This is a genomic window from uncultured Polaribacter sp., assembly GCF_947501385.1.
In the GTDB taxonomy this organism is placed as follows: domain Bacteria; phylum Bacteroidota; class Bacteroidia; order Flavobacteriales; family Flavobacteriaceae; genus Polaribacter.
Window position 1 is genome coordinate 50,968 of record NZ_CANMVP010000009.1, and the last position, 19,164, is coordinate 70,131.

Below are 19,164 nucleotides of genomic sequence, written 5' to 3' on the forward strand. Positions count from 1 at the left end.
TATATGAAAAAAATAGTATCAATAATTGCCATATTATTTTTAGGGGGGTCTTGTCATCAAGATGGCAAAAAAACAGCACCTCTAAAAAAACCAAATGTCTTATTTATTCTAGTCGATGATTTAGGGCACGCAGACCTAAGTATAATGGGAAGCAACTATTATGAAACCCCAAATATTGATAAAATTGCAAAATCAGGAACCATTTTTACCAACGGATATGCAGCTTGTGCAGTGTGTAGTCCTTCAAGAGCAAGCCTGTTAACAGGGCAATATCCTGCAAGACATGGAATGACACAATTTGAAGGAAAAAATTTAAGCGGACAAGATTGGAAAACGAGAAAACGTCATACCAAATTACTACCACCAAAATTTAAACACCATTTAGATTCTAGTGCTGTTACCTTGCCAGAAGTTTTTAAAGAAAACGGCTATAAAACTTTTTTTGCAGGAAAATGGCATTTGGGTAGCGAAGCACAAAAATCGCTTCCAACAGATCATGGTTTTGATATTAATATTGGTGGCTATGAATCTGGAGGTCCAAATGGCGGTTATTTTTCGCCATATAAAAATCCATATATATCTAATTTACCAGAAGAAAAAGGGCTGAATTTATCAATGAAATTGGCAAACGAAACCAGTAAGTTCATCAAAGAAAATAAAGAGAATCCATTTTTTGCTTATTTATCATTTTACGCAGTTCATAGTCAAATACAAACCACTAAAGAAAAATGGACAAAGTATAGAAATAAAGTAGAAAAAATGGGAATCCAAGAAAAAGGATTTGAAATGGAGCGTGTTTTACCCGCTAGAAAATACCAAGACAATCCTGTTTATGCAGGTTTAATAGAACATGTAGATGATGCAGTTGGTTTAGTAATGCAAACGTTAAAAGAATTAAATTTAGACAAAAACACCATTATTGTTTTTACTTCAGACAATGGAGGGGTTACTTCAGGTGACAATTTTTCTACCAATCAATTAACATTAAGAGGTGGAAAAGGATATCAATGGGAAGGTGGAACTAGAATTCCATATTTTATTCATGTTCCTTGGGTAAAACAAGAAAGTGCAACTGTAGATGTTCCTGTTACAGGTACCGATTTTTTTCCAACGTTATTAGACTTATCTGAAATTCCTTTAAAACCAGAAGCACATGCAGATGGAGTAAGTTTAAAGCCTTTATTACTAGGGAAAAATATTGAAGACAGACCTTTGTATTGGCATTATCCTCATTATGGAAATCAAGGTGGAGAACCAAGTTCTATCATTAGAAAAGGAAACTGGAAATTGATTTACTATTGGGAAGATTTACATACAGAATTGTACAATTTAGAAACCGATTTAGGAGAACAAACCAACCTTGCAGAAAGCAATCCTGAAATTGCAAAACAAATGGAAACGCAACTTTTAGATTGGTTAAAATCGATGGATACACACTATGCAGCAATTGATACAGAATGGGATAAAGAAGCTCGTGAAAAATGGTTAGAAGACAAAGAAAAGGTGTTATTACCAAGACTTGAAAAACAACGTAAAAAGATGCTCTCACCAAATTGGAGACCCAATAAAGATTGGTGGGGAAGTGAAGTAAAAAAAGAAGCATCGAATTAAATAACAGTGTTTGACTGTATTTGTAGAATATGTTTATGAAGAAAATTAGATCTAGTACCTCAATGCTACTTAAAACCATACTTTTTGTGGTATTAAGTATAAATAATGCGTGTACTCATGCTCAAAAACCAAATATCATAATCATTTTTACAGATGACCAAGGATATGCAGATTTGGGTTGTTTTGGCGGAAAACACGTTAATACACCAAGAATAGATAAAATGGCAGCAGAAGGCATAAAGCTAACCAGTTTTTATGTAGCAGCTCCAGTTTGTACGCCTTCACGTGCAGCGTTACTAACAGGTACATATCCAATTAGAATGGATATGGCAAGAGGGTCTAAACATTCTGTATTGTTAGATGCAGATCCAAAAGGACTAAATCCAAAAGAAATCACTATTGCAGAAGTTTTAAAATCTGTAGGTTATAAAACAGGAATGTTTGGAAAATGGCATCTTGGAGATCAGCCTGATTTTTTACCCACAAAACAAGGTTTTGATAAATTTTTTGGAATTCCTTACAGCCATAATATTCATCCATTAATTCCAAACCAAGCAAAACTAAATTTCCCTCCACTTCCTTTGCTTAAAGGGGAAGAAGTTATTGAAATGGATCCAAATGCAGATTATTTTACCAAAAGAATTACAGATAAATCCATAGCATTTATTAAAGAAAATAAGGACAATCCTTTCTTCTTGTACATTCCTCATCCAATGCCACATCGTCCAGTTCATCTTTCTCCAGAAGTGATGAAAAAAGTTCCTGAAAAAGTACAACAAGCCATTAAAAATGAAGATGGCAATATCGGTTATATGAAAAGAGACAAACTATATAATTATGCTATTAATGAAATAGATTGGTCTGTTGGTCAAATTTTAGACGCTTTAAAAAAATACAAAATTGATGAAAATACAATAGTGATTTTCACCTCCGATAATGGACCAATGGTGGGTAAAGCAAAACCATTATCTGGAAGAAAAGGAAGTACGTTTGAAGGTGGTATGCGTGTGCCAGCAGTAATTCGTTGGCCTAAAAAAATTGCTGCAGGACAAGTGAGTAGTGAGTTACTTACTGCAATGGATTTTTTACCAACTATTGCTAAAGTTGCAGGTGCTAAACTTCCCAAAAATCATATTATTGATGGAAAAGACATTTTACCTGTATTGAGTAACAACCAAAAAAGTCCACACGAAGTATTCTTCTACTACAAAGAAAATACGCTTGAAGCAGTTCGTTCTGGCAAATGGAAATTACGCGTAAAAGGATATAAATCACCTGCATTATACAATTTAGAAGAAGATATTTCAGAAAAGAAAAACGTAATCGCAGAAAATGATGCTATCGTTAAAAGATTAAAAGGGTATATAGAAGTTTTCAAAAAAGACATTAAAGAAAATAGCAGACCAGCAGCTTTTGTTGAAAATCCAAAACCACTTTCTAACTAAAAATTTAAAACTAAAGTGATGAAAAAATCGATTTATATATTTAGTATCATTCTGTTGTTTTGTTTGCCTTTTGTGCTTTTAGCTCAAAAGGATAAACCTAATTTTATCATCATTTTTACTGATGATCAAGGATACAATGATTTGGGATGTTTTGGTTCGCCCAACATAAAAACACCCAACATAGATCAAATGGCTAAAGAAGGAATAAAATTTACTAGCTTTTACGCACAACCTGTTTGTGGCCCTTCAAGAGTAGCTTTACTAACAGGTAGTTATCCTATTCGTATTGGAGAACCCAATAATAGAAAGGCATTTCACACCCAATTGCATACAAAAGAACTCACAATTGCAGAATTATTAAAAACAAAAAATTATCAAACAGCATGCATTGGCAAATGGCATGTTGGCGAAGAAAAAGGTCAAATGCCAAATGAGCAAGGATTCGATTATTTTTTTGGAACACCCCGTTTTAATGGTTTTACAAAAGAAATTGAAGATGCTAGTTTTAGATGCAAACTATTACGAAATAAAGACACCATTCAAACTATAAATAATGTAGCAGAAATGGGGCAATTAACCAAAATTTACACTAAAGAAGCAACTAATTTTATAAAGCAAAATAAAGAAAATCCGTTTTTCCTTTATCTAGCACACAATATGCCTCATGTTCCTTTAGGGGCTTCAGAGAGTTTTAGAGGAAAATCGAAAGCTGGTTTTTATGGAGATGTTATAGAAGAATTAGACTGGAGTGTTGGAGAAATTTTAAAAACTTTGGTTGAAGAAGGGTTAGATGAAAACACGCTCGTTATTTTTACTTCAGATAATGGTCCTTGGATAGAAGATAAAATCGGCAACCATTCAGGAAGTGCTTTTCCTTTAAAAGGAAATAAAATGCAAACTTGGGAAGGAGGCATAAGAGTTCCTGCAATAATGCAATGGAAAGGAAAAATAAAAGAATGCATAGTAACTGATGAAATTGCCACTACTATGGATTTTTTCGCAACCTTTTCCGAACTTTCAGGAGCTAAAATTCCTACGAACTTAACCATAGATGGAAAGAGCTTTACAGACATCATTTTAGAAAATAAAAAAAGTCAACACGATTATTTTTATTATTACGCATATACGCACTTACAAGCTGTTAGAGATAATGAATGGAAATTAGTTTTACCAAGACCAGAGAAACCAAAATATATGGGTTGGTGGGCACGTAAAATTGATGCAGTTGACACAATTAAATTATACAACTTAAAAGAAGATAAAGAAGAACAATATAATTTGGCAAATAAGTATCCAGAAAAAGTAAAAGAATTACTTGCTGTAATAGAAAAAGGACGAATCGAGTTGGGAGATAATAATAAGATTGGCAATGGTGCTCGTTTTTTTGAAAATAAGCAGAAGAATAAAAGAATAATTAAGTATAATAAATTGAGTGCTCAAAAAAAATAAAGAACACTTCATAATAAGTTTATATAAAAGCTTGTAAATAAGGAAAGAAAAAAAATAGTCATGAAAAAATCGAATTATATTTTTAGTATTATTTTTTTGCTTTTCCTTCCTCTTATACTTTCAGCACAAAAAGAGAAACCTAATTTTATTATCATTTTTACTGATGATCAAGGCTACAATGATTTGGGTTGCTTTGGTTCACCTGATATAAAAACACCCAACATCGACCAAATGGCTTTAGAAGGGATGAAATTAACAAGCTTTTATGCACAAACCGTTTGTGGGCCTTCAAGAGCTGCATTAATGACAGGAAGTTATCCTTTAAGAAATGCACGTAATGATAATGGTGAATCTCCACATCCAAAGCTATCATTGAGTGAAGTAACTATTGCAGAAGTTTTAAAACCTTTAGGATATGCTACTGCAATGATTGGGAAATGGGATTTGGCAGGTCACAATCCTGAACAATTTAATCCAGACCTTCTTCCTGTACATCAAGGGTTTGATTTTTCATTTTTTACCCCATCAAGTAATGATGCTAGAGTTCATTTGCTTAAAAATAAAAAAGTTGTTGAATTGAACGCAGATATGTCTACGCTAACAAAACGCTATACTGATGAAGCTCTTGGTTTTATAGAACAAAGTAAAGAAAAACCCTTTTTCTTATATTTAGCACACACAATGCCACATACAAAACTTGCGGTTTCAGATGCGTTTAAAGGAAAGTCAAAAAGTGGTTTTTATGGCGATGTTATTGAAGAAATAGATTATAATGTTGGGCGTATTCTAGAAAAGCTAAAAGAAGAAAATCTGGATAAAAATACCTACGTAATTTTCACCAGTGACAATGGTCCTTGGTGGATTAGAGGAGAAAATGGAGGTCATGCAGAACCATTAAGAGGAGCTAAAACATCAGCTTGGGAAGGTGGCTTACGAGTTCCGTTTATTATTAGAGCACCTAATAAAGTTCCTTCTGGAAAAACTTCTGATTTGGTTATTGCTACCATAGATGTATTGCCTACTATTGCCAAAATAGCTGGAGCAAAAATACCAACAGATAGAATTATTGACGGACTTGATGTGTCAGAAATTATTCACGGAAAATCAAACACATTAGAGCGTCCTTATTTTTACTATCAGCACAAAGATTTACGAGCAGTAAGAATGGGGAAATGGAAATTACATTTACCTCATAATGTAAATTCAAATTCAATAGCTTTTAGAAAATGGCCTATACACATTGCTCAAAAAGATAGAGTGCTATTTAGTGACTATGTACTATATGATTTAGAAAATGATATTGGTGAAACAATAGATGTTTCAAAAGAGTTTCCTCAAGTTGTTGCACGACTGCGTAAGCAATTAGAATGGGCAAAAAAGGATATTGGTGATTTTAGCAAAAGAGGCATCAATGCAAGAGCGTTAGGAAACGAACCTTATTTTACGCCTAATGATTTGATTAAGAGGACTAAAAAATAGTTACTAATAAGATTATAGATTTAAATTTTGCTTAATGCTATTTTCTAAAAGTATACATTATAACCCCTGATTGTACTCAAAATTACCCATCAAATTATTTTAGAATAAGTAGTTTTATACTTTTACCCATTTTTCAGTAAAAATCATATAATAACCAGCTAGAATAATTAAAAAACCAAATCAAATTAAAAAATGAAACCACAGAAAATTATTTTATATGTCCTAGTTTTTGCATGTATGTCTTGTAAAACAAACAAGAAAAATGATGCAGAAAAAAAATCAAATACGTATTCCAGCAATATGAAATTTGAATATGTAGGAAGGGCTGCAGAAAACGAAGGTATGCACGTTTGGGGTTCTTCTCCAATAGAAGGAAAAGATGGAAGAATCCATTTGTACGCTGCGCAATGGTCTACAAAAACACAAAAGAATTTTAGTGGTTGGTTTAAAGATTGTGAAATTGGTCATTACGTTAGTGACAATCCAGAAGGCCCATTTGAATATGTAGGCGTAGCTATAGAAGATAAAGATGGTGAATTTAATTCGCCACACAATCCAACTATTAGTTATATAGATGGGCAATACCAATTGTGTTTTATTGTAAATGAAAATGACGATTTAGTATATCAAAGAATTGTAATGATGGTTGCAGACGATTTAAACGATACTTGGAGACCCGCAAAAGGTGCAGAACCAGATGGAACTATTTTAAGAAAAACAAAAGATTCTACAGTTTGGAATTACACTGCAAGAATTGGCGTTTCTAATCCTTCTTTAGTGAAATACAAAGACAAATATCATTTATATCATAAATCTGTAATTAAAAGACTTTCAGGAAAAGGACATGTGTATGTCTATGGAGTTGTAGTTGCAGATAAGGTAGAAGGGCCTTACAATCAAACACCAACACAAGTTACTAGTAGAGCAATGCCATTAGAAGATGCGTATGCGTTTACTATGAATGATTCAGTCTTTTTTGTAAGTAGAGATTTTGGACGCTCTTTGGGAAGTACAGGAGGTGGATTACTATGGAAATCCGCAGACGGTTTTAATTTCCCTAAAGAAGAAACCACACGTGCCTATGAAGATTTAGCACATTATCTTGGAGAAGAACATTTAAAAGATGCAAAAGCATATCGTGGTAAAAAAGATGGTCACTTAGAACGTGCACAAATTTTATTTAAAGATGGTGTACCCACCTATTTGTATTTAGCAACAGGTGTGCAAACAAAACCAGGTTATGGAAGCAGTTCTCATGTATTTAAAGTTGTTTTTGATTGAAAAAAAGTTAGTATCAAGCGAAAAATACAATGCAAGATTATATTGATTTAGCAGTGAAGAATGGAGTTACACTTTTCGATAGTGGACAATGTCAATTTTGTGGAGCAAACACAAAAAGAGGGATACACGAATGCTTAGAGATTTTTAATCTTGGATTTCAGGAAATTGATTTTTCAAATATTGAAAATCACATATATAGATTTCTGATTGTTGACGCACACACATTACAACACCCAGAAATTCACGGTAGATGGAATAATCATTTTCACCTGTCAAGACTTCATTTGATTTTTAAATACGGTATTAATTGGACTTATAAACTTTCACCAAAACTTAGTGATTATTTGAATGTATATAAAGCTCTTAAACAGAATGAATTTCTAACTCCACCTGAAATATTAAAAAGAGGAACTATTACAACAACTGATATTAAAGAGAAATCAACTAATCAAAAAAGCTGTAAAGAGTTGATAAGAAAATGGGCGATGGAAGTTTATGAAAAATGGAACATTCACCATAGTATCGTAGATGAAATTGCTAAAGGATTTTTAAATCGAAAATAAAAAAAATCAGTTGCTACAATTAAACATATAAAATGAAACTAAAGCTATTATCTATTTTAATTTTATTGCTCACTATAAGTTGTGAGCGAAAAAATAATACTCAAGATAATACGCTTGATGAAAATAAAGAACTAATCACCATTAACACCTCCAAAAGAACAAAAGAAATTTCTAAAAATTCTGCTGGAGTTGTTGCTTGTTGGTTATTAGATTCAGATATTGAAAGACCAAGAAAAACGTCTTTTACCAACGCAATGAAAGATATGGGCGTAAAATACATTCGCTTTCCTTACGGTCATTTAGCTGATAATTATTTGTGGGATGATGATGGCGATTATGGAAACACACTCACTCCAAAAATCGCATCTACTTCTCAAGCTCCAGCAGATTGGAGTTGGGCTGTAGATCAATCGACAGGCGAATTTATAAAAGATATGGATTTTGACGAATACATTTCTATTTGTAGAAATGTAAAGGCAGAACCAATGGTTGTTATCAATATTCTTTCTTATAAATATGAAAATGGTCCTACCTATGAAAAACTAAAAGAAATGGCTGCAGAGTGGGTTCGTTATGCAAACATTACAAAAGGATATAAGGTAAAAAGATGGGCTTTAGGAAACGAAGTAGATCATCATTCTGATTTAATTTCTCAGCAAGAATATAAAGAACTATATACTGATTTTGCAACAGCAATGAAAGCAGTAGATCCTAGTATTTGGATTGGACCAGGATTACTGGGAAATTGGCATGCTGCAATGTTGGCTCATGATCCTGATAATATCGATTTTATTTGTGTTCATAATTATTTATACAAATACGATTGGAGAAATCAAGATTACGAAGGATGGAAAAACACCAACGATATTTTAGTAAATAATGTAGAAAAAGTTCAAAAAATAGTCAATAATTCATCCATTCCAGATATAGAAATTCATGTTACTGAAATGAATTCGAGACCTTGGAAAGATAATTTGGATAGCGATGATATATTCAGAGCTTTAGCATATGCAGAAATGGCATTAAATGCTTCCAGTTTTGAAGATGTTACAGCAACTTACGTTTGGAATACACATGGTCCATGGTCTGGTCCTGATGAAAATTCTCCCTACAATATATTAGATTTAGAGAATAATCGTGAGCCACGTGGTGATGTTATCAAAATGATTAACGATAATCTTTTCGGTTATTTTGTTGAAATGCCTCGTGTAAACGGATTTGTAAGAACGTATGCATGTGTAGATGATATCAATGAGAATTTGAATGTTTTTTTAATCAATAAAAATGATAATATAGAAACAGTAAATATCACAACTTCAGCGTTTGATTTACAACCTAATTACACTATAAAATCTTTTTCAGGCAAAAGTCCTGAAGACAGGTTTCCATTATATTCAGAGAAGAATGAAAACCAAATAAATAATCAAATACTAAACATTGAATTAGCACCTTTATCATTCAATATAATTTCACTAAAACTAAAACCATAATATGATTTTTTTAAAAAAATACATAAAAACTACTTTTTTACTGATACTATTTGCATCATCTCCATTTTTATGTTATGCACAATCTAATGATTGGCCAGTTTTAAAAACCTACGAAGGTGAGTATTTAAAGAAGATAGCAATGCCAATTGGTGGTATTGGTACAGGTACTGTAGCCTTAAATGGAAGAGGAGCATTACAAGATTGGGAAATTATGAATAGACCTATGAAAGGTTTTAATCCTAGTTTAATAAAAGGACCTCCTGTAAATAGAACGCCTTTTTTTTCAGTTTATATTAAAGAAAAAGATAAAAATGGGCAAGTTGTCTTGTTGGAAGGTCCTATATCTGATTTAGAATATGAGAGCGATTTAGGAGCTAGTGCTTCCAATCATGGGCTTCCTAGATTTACAAAAGCTGTTTTTAAAACCGCTTATCCTTTTGGTCAAGTAAAATTAACAGATACAGAATTACCAGTAGAAGTAACAGTAGGTGCTTTTAATCCCTTAATTCCTGGAAAGGTGGATGAAAGTAGTATTCCAATGGCAGTATTAAGTTATCGAGTTAAAAATACATCAGCATCTCCTGTAGAAATCGCTATTGCAGGAACCATTCAAAATTTTATAGGAACAGATGGATTTAAAGGAAAACCTAAAAAAAACGTCATCAGTTTTAGAGATGATAATGATATCAAAGGATTGTATTATACTTCAAAAGGCGTTGACAAAAAAAGTCATCAATGGGGTACTATGAGTCTTGTTTCTTTAAATGAAGGAAAAACAACATATAGAACGAATTGGATTCCTGTAAAATGGGGAGATGCAACATTAGATTTTTGGGACGATTTTAGTGCAGATGGATTATTAGAAAATAGAGAAAACACAATAACAGATGCACCAACAGGAACGTTAGCTACTAAAATAGAATTAAAAGCTGGAGAAGAAAAAGAATTAAAATTTTTGATTACTTGGCATTTTCCAAATCGACCAACTTGGCCACAACCAGGATTTCATAAAAAAATAGAAGGTATTGTAGGAAACTATTATGCGACTAAGTATTCAGATGCTTGGGATGTTGCAGTAAAAACAGCACCAAAACTAACAACTTTAGAAAACGAAACAAAAACATTTGTAAACACTTTTTTACAAAGCGATATTCCACAAATAACAAAAGAGGCAGCACTTTTTAATTTAGCCCATTTAAGAACGCAATTGGCTTTCAGAACAGAAACAGGTCATTTGTTAGGTTGGGAAGGTAATTTTAATAATAGAGGTGCTGGTTTTGGCTCTTGTACACATGTTTGGAATTACGAACAAGTAACGCCATTTTTATTTGGTGAATTAGCACAAACTATGAGAGATGTGGAGTTTGGATATGGAACAGCAGATAATGGATTAATGAGTTTTAGATTCTATTTACCATTAGAACACGCTCAAGAACATGGCATTGCAGCAGCAGATGGACAAATGGGAGCTATTATGAAGTTTTATCGAGAATGGCAACTTTCTGGTGAGGATACTTTTTTAAAGAAACATTGGCCAATGGTTAAAAAAGCCTTGGCTTTTTGCTGGATAAAAGGGGGTTGGGATGCCAACAAAGATGGAATTATGGAAGGTTCTCAACACAATACAATGGATGTAGAATATTTTGGTCCTAATCCTCAAATGGGTTTTTGGTATTTGGGAGCTTTAAAATCTGCTGAAAAAATGGCAAAGTATTTGGGCGATAAATCTTTTGCAAAAACCTGTAAGAATTTGTATGATAATGGCTCAAAATGGATGGATAAAAATTTGTTTAATGGCGAATATTATCAACAGGACATTCAGCCTCCAATGGTTGCAGAAAATGTTGCTCCAGGATTAATGCTAGGAATTGGTGCAAAAGACTTAACTAGTCCAGATTATCAATTAGGAAAAGGAGTTTTAGTAGACCAATTAGTAGGTCAAGTACTCGCTCATATTTTAGATTTAGGATATTTAACTGATAAAGAAAATATTAAAGAAACCAATAAAGCAATTATTAAATATAATTACAGAGAAGATTTGTCTAAACACCCAAACTTTATGCGTTCTTATGCTTTGGGTGATGAATCTGCATTGTTAATGGCATCATATCCAGAAGAACGTCCTGCAAAACCTTTTCCATATTTTACTGAAGTAATGACAGGTTTTGAATATACTGCAGCAGTTTCAATGTTATATGAAAACCAGAATACTATCGGTCTAAAAACGATGCAAGATGTTAGAGACAGATATGATGGAAAAAAAAGAAACCCTTTTAATGAAGCCGAATTTGGCAACCATTATGCAAGAGCAATGATGGCTTGGGGAAGTGTTTTAGCGTATACAGGTTTTAATTATTCTGCAGTGAATCAATCAATGAAATTTAATTCCAAAAACGGTTCTTATTTCTGGTCAAATGGATATCAATATGGAAATATTGAAATTATTAGAGAAGGGAAGACAAAAAAAGTAGCACTAACACTTTTAAATGGTTCTTTGGAATTAAAATCATTTGAATTAAAACAATTTGGAGCGGTTAACTTTAAAAAAGGAAAAACTTTTGCACAAGATGAAACTCTAAAATTTACTATTAAAAATAATATTAAATAGCTTTAAGAGATGAAAAGAAGTATTGATTTTAAAAATTTTATTGTTTTTGCAATTCTAATTATGGATATTTCTAGTTTTGCACAAACAAAAGAGATAAAAGCAAACCCCATACTTCAAGTAGGTTCACTTTTTCAAAATCATATGATTTTACAAAGAGATATGCCAATTCCTGTTTGGGGAAAAGCATCATCAGGAGCAACTATAAAAATTCAATTTGCAAATTCAGAAAAAAGTACGATTGCGAATTCTGATGGAAAATGGCGCATCAATTTAAAACCGCAAGAAGCTAGTTTCGAACCCAAAACAATGCTGATAACTTCTTCATCTGATGCTAAAAAAATAGAAATTTCAGATATTTTAATTGGTGATGTTTGGATTTGCTCTGGGCAATCTAACATGCAATTCCCTATAAATAAAGCCCCAGAAGTAAAAAAGTTAGTTCCATTAGCAAAAAATATTAGAAGTTTTGAAGTAAAAAAAACAGTGGCTTTTCAACCACAAGAAAGTTTAGAAGGGTCTTGGCAAGTCAAACATCCAAATAGTGCGGTTGCATTTTCTTTTGCCTATTTTTTAGAGCAATCTTCAGATGCTCCTGTGGGGATTATTTTAACCTGTTGGGGAAGTTCTTCCATAGAAGCGTGGATGCCCAAAGATATGACAGCAATAGTGCCTCATTTTAAAACGATGATGAATGAGTTTGATGCTGATGAAAAAACCAAAACTAGAATAAAAGCCATTTTAGAAGGTCCAAAACCTTGGGGAAGAGAAAATGATATTTTTTTAAGAAGTCAATCCAATATTTTATACAATGCAATGATGCATCCCTTAATCCCCTATGCTTGTAGAGGATTGGTTTGGTATCAAGGAGAACGAAATACACAATCTATGTTTGGAATGTTAAAGGAACCTTGGTTTTCTAGAAATTCTGGAATGTTAAAATATGGTGATGCTTTAAAAGAATGGATAAAACGTTACAGAAAAGGTTGGAATAATGAAAAATTACATTTTTTAGTAGTAATGCTTCCAGGCTATGGAAAAGTGTTAGATTTAGATAAAGGAATTAGTAAAGAAAATCCTGATGCACATTCTTGGGCTTGGATGCGAGAATCGCAATTAAAAGCATTAGAATTATCAAATACATCTGTTGTAAATACGATTGATTTGGGTGATGTAAAAAATATTCATCCTAATGATAAATTACCCATTGGTAAAAGAGCAGCGTTACTTGTAGAGCAAAATGTTTTGCATAAAAAAGTAACAGCTTTTGGACCAGTAATGAAAAAGGTAAAATCAAAAAGAAACACTTTAGTAGTCTCCTTTAACAACGCAAAAAAATTAAAAACAAAAGACGGTAAAACTCCAACTGGGTTTTGGTTGTCAGATAATTATGGGAATTGGTTTCCAGCAAAAGCAACCATAAAAGGTAAAAAAATAATATTATTTTCGGATAAAATAAAAAACCCGTTATATGTTCGTTATGCGTTTACAGGAAAACCAAACGTAAATTTGGTAAACGAAGTTAATTTGCCTGCTTATCCGTTTAGAACAGACTCATTTCTGCCTTAATAATTTGGAATATGAATTATACAAAATCAAACAATAGTAAAGGAATAAAATCATTAAAAACAGTATCTACATTTTTAATGATTTTATTTACAATTTTTGCTATTAAATCCCAGAATATAATTCCAGATAAGAAAATACTTTACAAAGAAATAAATGGCGATAGTTTATATCTACATATTTTTGAACCTCAATTATCTAAAAAACCAACGGCAGTAATTGTGTTTTTTTTTGGTGGTGGATGGGTTTCTGGTTCACCAAAACAATTCTATCAACAAAGCCAATATTTTGCTTCTAGAGGTATTTTAGCAGTTTCAGCAGAATATAGAATACAAAAAACGCACAAAACATCTCCTTTTGATGCTGTGGAAGATGCAAAATCTGCCATTCGTTGGGTAAGAGAAAATTCGAAAGCACTTAATATAAATCCAAATAAAATAATAGCAAGTGGCGGTTCTGCAGGAGGACATTTAGCACTTTGCACGGCTTTGATTCATGGTTTTGAAAATGAATTAGAAAATACTTCATTAAGTTCTGTTCCTAACGCGATTGTAGCATACAATCCAGTTATGGACACCACAAAAAAAGGTTATGGTTCAAAGAAACTTGTTGGACGAGAAACAGAAATATCTCCAGTTCATCACGTAAAAAAGGATTTACCTTCTACGTTAATTTTTCATGGAAAAAAAGACAAAACAGTTCCTTTTGAAAACGCAGAACGTTTTACAAATTTAATGCAAAAAGCAGGAAACAACTGCAAATTAATAGCCGTAGAAAATGTTGGGCATGGATTTTTTAATGGTGATTTTTTTAGAAAAGGATTTGGCAATAAATATTATAATGTAACAACATATCAAACAGATATTTTTTTAGAAAAGTTAGGATATTTAGAAGGCAAACCAACGCTTTCTAAAAACTTAATACAGGTATCTTGTGTTGGAGATAGTAATACTGAGATGAAATACCCTGAATTTCTTCAAAAAGAATTAGGCAAAAACTATCAAGTAAAAAACTTCGGTAAAGGAGGTGCTACTTTACTTGATGGAACAAACCATCCTTATTTAAAAATAGACAAATACAAGAATTCCTTAAAATTTATTCCAGATATTGTTCTTATTATGTTTGGTACAAACGATGCAAATGTTTGGTGGTGTTTAAGCAAAAAAAGAAAAACAGATTTTGTGGGTACACCTCAAGAGGAGTTTAAAAGTCAATATGTAAAATTGATAAATTCTTATAAAAAATTAAATGAAAATGCATCTATTTACATAGCAACACCATTACCAATTTATGAGCATGAAAAATGCAAAGATCCAAAAATAAAAGAACGTAGAGCGCAAATGCATCAATGGGTAATTCCTATCATAAAAGAAGTGGCAAAAGAGCAAAATGTAAAATTGATAGATATTAATACGATAATGAAAAACTCTTATAAATATACTATTGATGGTGTTCATCTTAATGATGAAGGTTACAAAGTTTTAGCAAGTAAAATAGCCAAAGAAATACAATAAAAATAAAAAGGACAGCCAAATATGAAAGTTAAAATAGCGTTTTCAATTGCCTTTGTTTTGCTACTTGTCTTTTTATTTAATGTAAAAGGAACATCTGAAAGTCTATTTGCTTCCAATAAAAAAGAAGCTACTAAACCTCCAAACATTATCATCATTCTAATTGATGATGCAGGTTACGCAGATTTTGGTTTTATGGGAAGTAAAGATTTGGAAACGCCTAACATAAACAAATTGGCAGAAAGTGGGGTTATTTTTACGGATGCTCATGTAAGTGCATCAGTTTGTGCACCTTCAAGAGCTGGTTTAATTACAGGAAAATATCAACAACGTTTTGGCTTTGAAGCCAATAATACAGGAGATGAAAATACAGGTGATATTGGACTTTCAGACGATGTAATAACCATGGCAGATGTTTTCAAAAAAAATGGATACAAAACAATTGCTTTAGGAAAATGGCATTTGGGTGGTGACACATCAGACCATCCCAATAACAGAGGTTTTGATGAGTTTTATGGGTTTGAAACAGGAAGCAGATCTTATTTTCCAATAAAGAATCCCAATAAAAAACAGATGTTACAACACAATGGAAAGCGTGTAAATTTCGAAGGATATATGACAGATGTTTTAGGAGATCAATCTGTTAAATATATTGAAGAAAATAAAAATAATCCTTTTTTTATGTACTTGTCTTATAATGCTGTACATACACCTATGGAAGCCAAAGAAGCACATTTAGAAAAATATAAAAACCATGCTAGACAAAAATTAGCAGCCATGACTTGGTCTTTAGATGAAAATATAGGAAAACTTCAAAACACATTAAAAAAGCTAAATTTAGAAGAAAATACACTTATTTATTTTTTAAGTGATAATGGTGGTGCTGCAAATAACTCATCAAGTGTAGCGCCATTAAAAGGTTGGAAAGGTAATAAATTTGAAGGCGGACATAGAGTTCCATTTGTAATAAGTTGGGTTAACAAAATTCAAGCAGGTCAAACATTTTCTGGTTTAAGTTCTTCATTAGATATTTTTACAACCTCATTGGCAGCAGCAAATATTAAAAAAGATACAACTTTAATTTTAGACGGAGTTAACCTATTGCCTTATTTAACAGGAGAAAAAAAAGGCAATCCACATGATAAATTATTTTGGCGAAAATTAGAAGAATCTGCAGCTAGAATAGGTTCGTGTAAATTAGTTGGTTTAGAAAATTATGGCTATACTTTTTACAATCTTGATACTGATTTAGGAGAAACAACAGATTTATCTAAAACAAAAACAATAGCTTTTAATAATGCTGTAAATGATTTAAAGAATTGGGAAAGTCAACTAATGAAGCCACTTTGGGTTGAAGAAAGAGAATGGATGGACGTTACCTATCATATTCATCAAATGCTAATGGAAAATAAAAAAGTATTGTATGACAATCCTAAAAAAATGAAAGAAGTATTATCAAAAAACAACTAAATATTATGAAAATAAGCTTAAAATTTACATTACTATTATTAATTATTGTAATTACGTCATGCGATTCCAAAAAAGAAAAAAAATCGATTTCAGAAGATTTGACTAAAATTGATGCTGTTAAATTTACATATCAAAAACTATCAGCATTAGGGCAAGAAACTACCTATAACAGACGAGATAATAGCGATATCATCAAAGTAAATGACACGTACTATATGTGGTACACAAGAATGGACAGTCCAATTAGATCTGGATATTGGGGAACTATTTGGTACGCAACATCAAAAGATAAAGGTTATACTTGGCAAGAACAAGGGATGGCATTAGATTTAGGTAAAGCTGGCACATTTGATAGTCATGCTGTTTTTACGCCAAATATTTTGGTGTATAAAGATAAATACTATATGTATTATACAGGTGTAAAGCCAACACCAGACAATAAGAAAAATGAGTTTGAAAACAATGCTACAACAGATATTACAGCTATTGGTTTAGCAGTAGCAGATAATCCGAACGGACCTTTTGTAAGAGTAGAAAACAATCCAGTATTAGAAGTGAGTAAAGTGGCTTCAGATTTTGATAGTTTTAGGATTGATGATGCTAGTTTATTAGTAAAAAACGATAAAATTTGGTTATTTTACAAAGGAAGATCGCTTGCTGATGGAAAACAAGGTCCAAAAAAAACCAAAATGAGCGTTGCCTATGCTGAAAAACCAGAAGGACCTTATACAAAACATGATGGCTCATTATTAGACAAAAGCCATGAAGTGTTAATTTGGTTAAAAGATGGCGGTGTTGCCTCATTAGCATCCATAAACTCAACGATCAATTATGCCAAAGATGGCGAACACTTTTCTATTTTAAATAAAGGATTGAAAAACATTCCAAAAGCACCCGGATTGTATCGACCACATTTAGAAAATGGAAACCCGAATACAGAAATTCCTGGTTGGGGAATTTCGATGATACAAAAGAAAAACTTAGCATATTTAATTCGTTTTGAAATGATAGAATAGCAAATAATTTTTGTTTTGATTTTATTCGCTATCAGTAATTTAAAAAAACAAATAAAAATATTTGAATAAATACTAATATGAACTTAAACAGCATTATAAATTCAGTAACATTACTTTTTCTATTATCGTTTTTGTCATGCAATCAAAAACAAAACAATAGTAGTAAAAAAGAGAAAACAAAGATTCATTATGATGGGAGTTGGCAAGCATTACAAAAAATGCCAGTTCCTGCTTGGTTTGATGATGGAAAAATAGGCTTATTTATTCATTGGGGACCATATAGTGCTATTGGTTACAAAAAAGGCGGACGTGGTTATGCAGAACATGTACCAAAGCAACTATATAAAAATAAATCCCATTATTACCCTTATATGCAAGAACGTTGGGGAGCAACACCACCAGAATTTGGATACAAAGATATTATTCCAGAATTTACAGCAGCAAATTGGAATCCAGAAGAATGGGCATCACTTTTTAAAGAAGTTGGTGTTACATATGTAGTTTTTACAGCAGAACATCACGATGGTTTTTCTAATTGGGATTCTAAAATAAATCCTTGGAATTCAGTAAAAATGGGACCTAAAAGAGATTTGGTAGGAGATTTGGGTGAAGCAGTTAGAAAGCAAGGACTTAAATATGCACCTTCCTATCATCGTGAAAGGCACACAGGTTTTTTTGCTGAAGAACAATATAATGTGCATAGTATTCCTAGAGCAGATATTGCAGAAGAAATCAAACGAGTTCCTAAAGCAGCAACCCTTTATGGGCCATTTAGCTTCAGTAAAAAATTTACAGATGATTATGTGGCGCGTTGGAAAGAAATTCAAGACAAATACCATCCAGATTTTTTGTGGATAGATGATGTACCTGTTTTTACAAGAGATGGTAACAATCCTAAAACAGGCTTTAAACCAGAAATTCAATATTTCTATGATGAAGTAAAAGGAATGATTACAGATTTTATGAATAATGGAATTGATAGACAACAAGCAGTTTACGTAAACAATAAAGGAGCAAATCGTAACTGGCCAGATGGCGTTGGGTGTTTAGAAAAAGACAATTTAAAACTAAAAGTTGTTGGTCCTAAATGGCAAAGTTGCACCACTTTTGGTACTTCTTTTGGGTATTTAGAAAATGATAAATACAAAAGCGTAAAAGCGATTATAACAGAAATGGTAGAAGTAATTTCCAGAAACGGTAATTTTTTGGTAAATATTGGTCCAAAGGCAGATGGAACAATTCCACAGGAACAAATGAAACGTTTACAAGAAATGGGTAATTGGTTAAAAATAAATGGAGATGCTATTTATGGAACTCGTTACTGGAAAGAAAATCATCAAGAAAATGGGCATTTAGCATTTACAACAAAAGATAAAACATTATTTGCTATCGCTCTAGAAAAGCCGACACAACCATTTATTATTGAAGCGACTAAAGATTGGACGAAAAATAATGTAAAGCAAATAGCTCTTTTAGGTTCTAAAGAAAGGATTAACTGGAAAATCACTAAAGAAGGTTTGCAAATTACTCCTCCATCAAACTTGGGAAAAACTAAGTATGCATGGGCTTTTAAAATTGATACAGACTTTATACAACATAAACCAAATGCTATTCAAACAGATGCAGACAAAGCATTAAAAGGAACCAAAAAGGTAGATTTAGAAGGTTTTTAAATGAA

The 19,164-nt window shown here is 32.2% G+C and carries 13 protein-coding genes; all 13 read left to right on the plus strand.

Annotated elements, in window-relative coordinates; all coding sequences use genetic code 11:
- The first annotated feature begins 3 nt into the window (after positions 1–3).
- Positions 4–1,611, plus strand: coding sequence for a sulfatase (locus Q0998_RS07495; protein ID WP_299668344.1), 1,608 nt, complete (start codon positions 4–6; stop codon positions 1,609–1,611).
- 35 nt (positions 1,612–1,646) lie between these two features.
- Positions 1,647–3,056 carry a sulfatase gene (locus Q0998_RS07500; protein WP_299668346.1) on the plus strand — a complete coding sequence of 470 codons (1,410 nt, stop codon included), beginning with the start codon at positions 1,647–1,649 and terminating at the stop codon, positions 3,054–3,056.
- Positions 3,057–3,074: 18 nt separating this feature from the next.
- Positions 3,075–4,505 carry a sulfatase gene (locus tag Q0998_RS07505; RefSeq protein WP_299668349.1) on the plus strand — a complete coding sequence of 477 codons (1,431 nt, stop codon included), beginning with the start codon at positions 3,075–3,077 and terminating at the stop codon, positions 4,503–4,505.
- 60 nt (positions 4,506–4,565) lie between these two features.
- Complete coding sequence (locus tag Q0998_RS07510; protein WP_299668352.1) at positions 4,566–5,984, plus strand: sulfatase; 1,419 nt, start codon at positions 4,566–4,568, stop codon at positions 5,982–5,984.
- 192 nt (positions 5,985–6,176) lie between these two features.
- Positions 6,177–7,265, plus strand: a complete 1,089-nt coding sequence (locus Q0998_RS07515) for a glycoside hydrolase family protein (RefSeq protein WP_299668355.1) — start codon at positions 6,177–6,179, stop codon at positions 7,263–7,265.
- Positions 7,266–7,294: 29 nt separating this feature from the next.
- Positions 7,295–7,828, plus strand: coding sequence for a DUF5946 family protein (locus Q0998_RS07520; protein ID WP_299668357.1), 534 nt, complete (start codon positions 7,295–7,297; stop codon positions 7,826–7,828).
- Between the two features lie 32 nt (positions 7,829–7,860).
- The gene (locus Q0998_RS07525) at positions 7,861–9,318 is read left to right on the plus strand and encodes a hypothetical protein (RefSeq protein WP_299668360.1); all 1,458 of its coding nucleotides are present in this window, start codon (positions 7,861–7,863) and stop codon (positions 9,316–9,318) included.
- A gap of 1 nt (position 9,319) precedes the next feature.
- Positions 9,320–11,926 carry a GH116 family glycosyl-hydrolase gene (locus tag Q0998_RS07530; protein WP_299668363.1) on the plus strand — a complete coding sequence of 869 codons (2,607 nt, stop codon included), beginning with the start codon at positions 9,320–9,322 and terminating at the stop codon, positions 11,924–11,926.
- A 9-nt stretch (positions 11,927–11,935) separates the two neighbouring features.
- A complete protein-coding gene (locus Q0998_RS07535; RefSeq protein WP_299668368.1) occupies positions 11,936–13,492 on the plus strand; it encodes a sialate O-acetylesterase in 1,557 nt (518 codons plus the stop codon).
- Between the two features lie 11 nt (positions 13,493–13,503).
- A complete protein-coding gene (locus Q0998_RS07540) occupies positions 13,504–15,003 on the plus strand; it encodes a GDSL-type esterase/lipase family protein (RefSeq protein ID WP_299668371.1) in 1,500 nt (499 codons plus the stop codon).
- Positions 15,004–15,024: 21 nt separating this feature from the next.
- Positions 15,025–16,470, plus strand: a complete 1,446-nt coding sequence (locus Q0998_RS07545) for a sulfatase-like hydrolase/transferase (protein WP_299668374.1) — start codon at positions 15,025–15,027, stop codon at positions 16,468–16,470.
- Positions 16,471–16,475: 5 nt separating this feature from the next.
- Positions 16,476–17,486 (plus strand): family 43 glycosylhydrolase, encoded by a 1,011-nt coding sequence (locus tag Q0998_RS07550; RefSeq protein WP_299668376.1) that lies wholly within the window; start codon positions 16,476–16,478, stop codon positions 17,484–17,486.
- A 77-nt stretch (positions 17,487–17,563) separates the two neighbouring features.
- Positions 17,564–19,159 (plus strand): alpha-L-fucosidase, encoded by a 1,596-nt coding sequence (locus Q0998_RS07555; RefSeq protein WP_299668379.1) that lies wholly within the window; start codon positions 17,564–17,566, stop codon positions 19,157–19,159.
- The last annotated feature ends 5 nt before the right edge of the window (positions 19,160–19,164 follow it).

Bases quoted from the DNA above. Each gene is read 5' to 3' on its own strand.
- Q0998_RS07495 (WP_299668344.1), top strand. From the start codon at position 4: ATGAAAAAAATAGTATCAATAATTGCCATATTATTTTTAGGGGGGTCT.
- Q0998_RS07500 (WP_299668346.1), top strand. From the start codon at position 1,647: ATGAAGAAAATTAGATCTAGTACCTCAATGCTACTTAAAACCATACTT.
- Q0998_RS07505 (WP_299668349.1), top strand. From the start codon at position 3,075: ATGAAAAAATCGATTTATATATTTAGTATCATTCTGTTGTTTTGTTTG.
- Q0998_RS07510 (WP_299668352.1), top strand. From the start codon at position 4,566: ATGAAAAAATCGAATTATATTTTTAGTATTATTTTTTTGCTTTTCCTT.
- Q0998_RS07515 (WP_299668355.1), top strand. From the start codon at position 6,177: ATGAAACCACAGAAAATTATTTTATATGTCCTAGTTTTTGCATGTATG.
- Q0998_RS07520 (WP_299668357.1), top strand. From the start codon at position 7,295: ATGCAAGATTATATTGATTTAGCAGTGAAGAATGGAGTTACACTTTTC.
- Q0998_RS07525 (WP_299668360.1), top strand. From the start codon at position 7,861: ATGAAACTAAAGCTATTATCTATTTTAATTTTATTGCTCACTATAAGT.
- Q0998_RS07530 (WP_299668363.1), top strand. From the start codon at position 9,320: ATGATTTTTTTAAAAAAATACATAAAAACTACTTTTTTACTGATACTA.
- Q0998_RS07535 (WP_299668368.1), top strand. From the start codon at position 11,936: ATGAAAAGAAGTATTGATTTTAAAAATTTTATTGTTTTTGCAATTCTA.
- Q0998_RS07540 (WP_299668371.1), top strand. From the start codon at position 13,504: ATGAATTATACAAAATCAAACAATAGTAAAGGAATAAAATCATTAAAA.
- Q0998_RS07545 (WP_299668374.1), top strand. From the start codon at position 15,025: ATGAAAGTTAAAATAGCGTTTTCAATTGCCTTTGTTTTGCTACTTGTC.
- Q0998_RS07550 (WP_299668376.1), top strand. From the start codon at position 16,476: ATGAAAATAAGCTTAAAATTTACATTACTATTATTAATTATTGTAATT.
- Q0998_RS07555 (WP_299668379.1), top strand. From the start codon at position 17,564: ATGAACTTAAACAGCATTATAAATTCAGTAACATTACTTTTTCTATTA.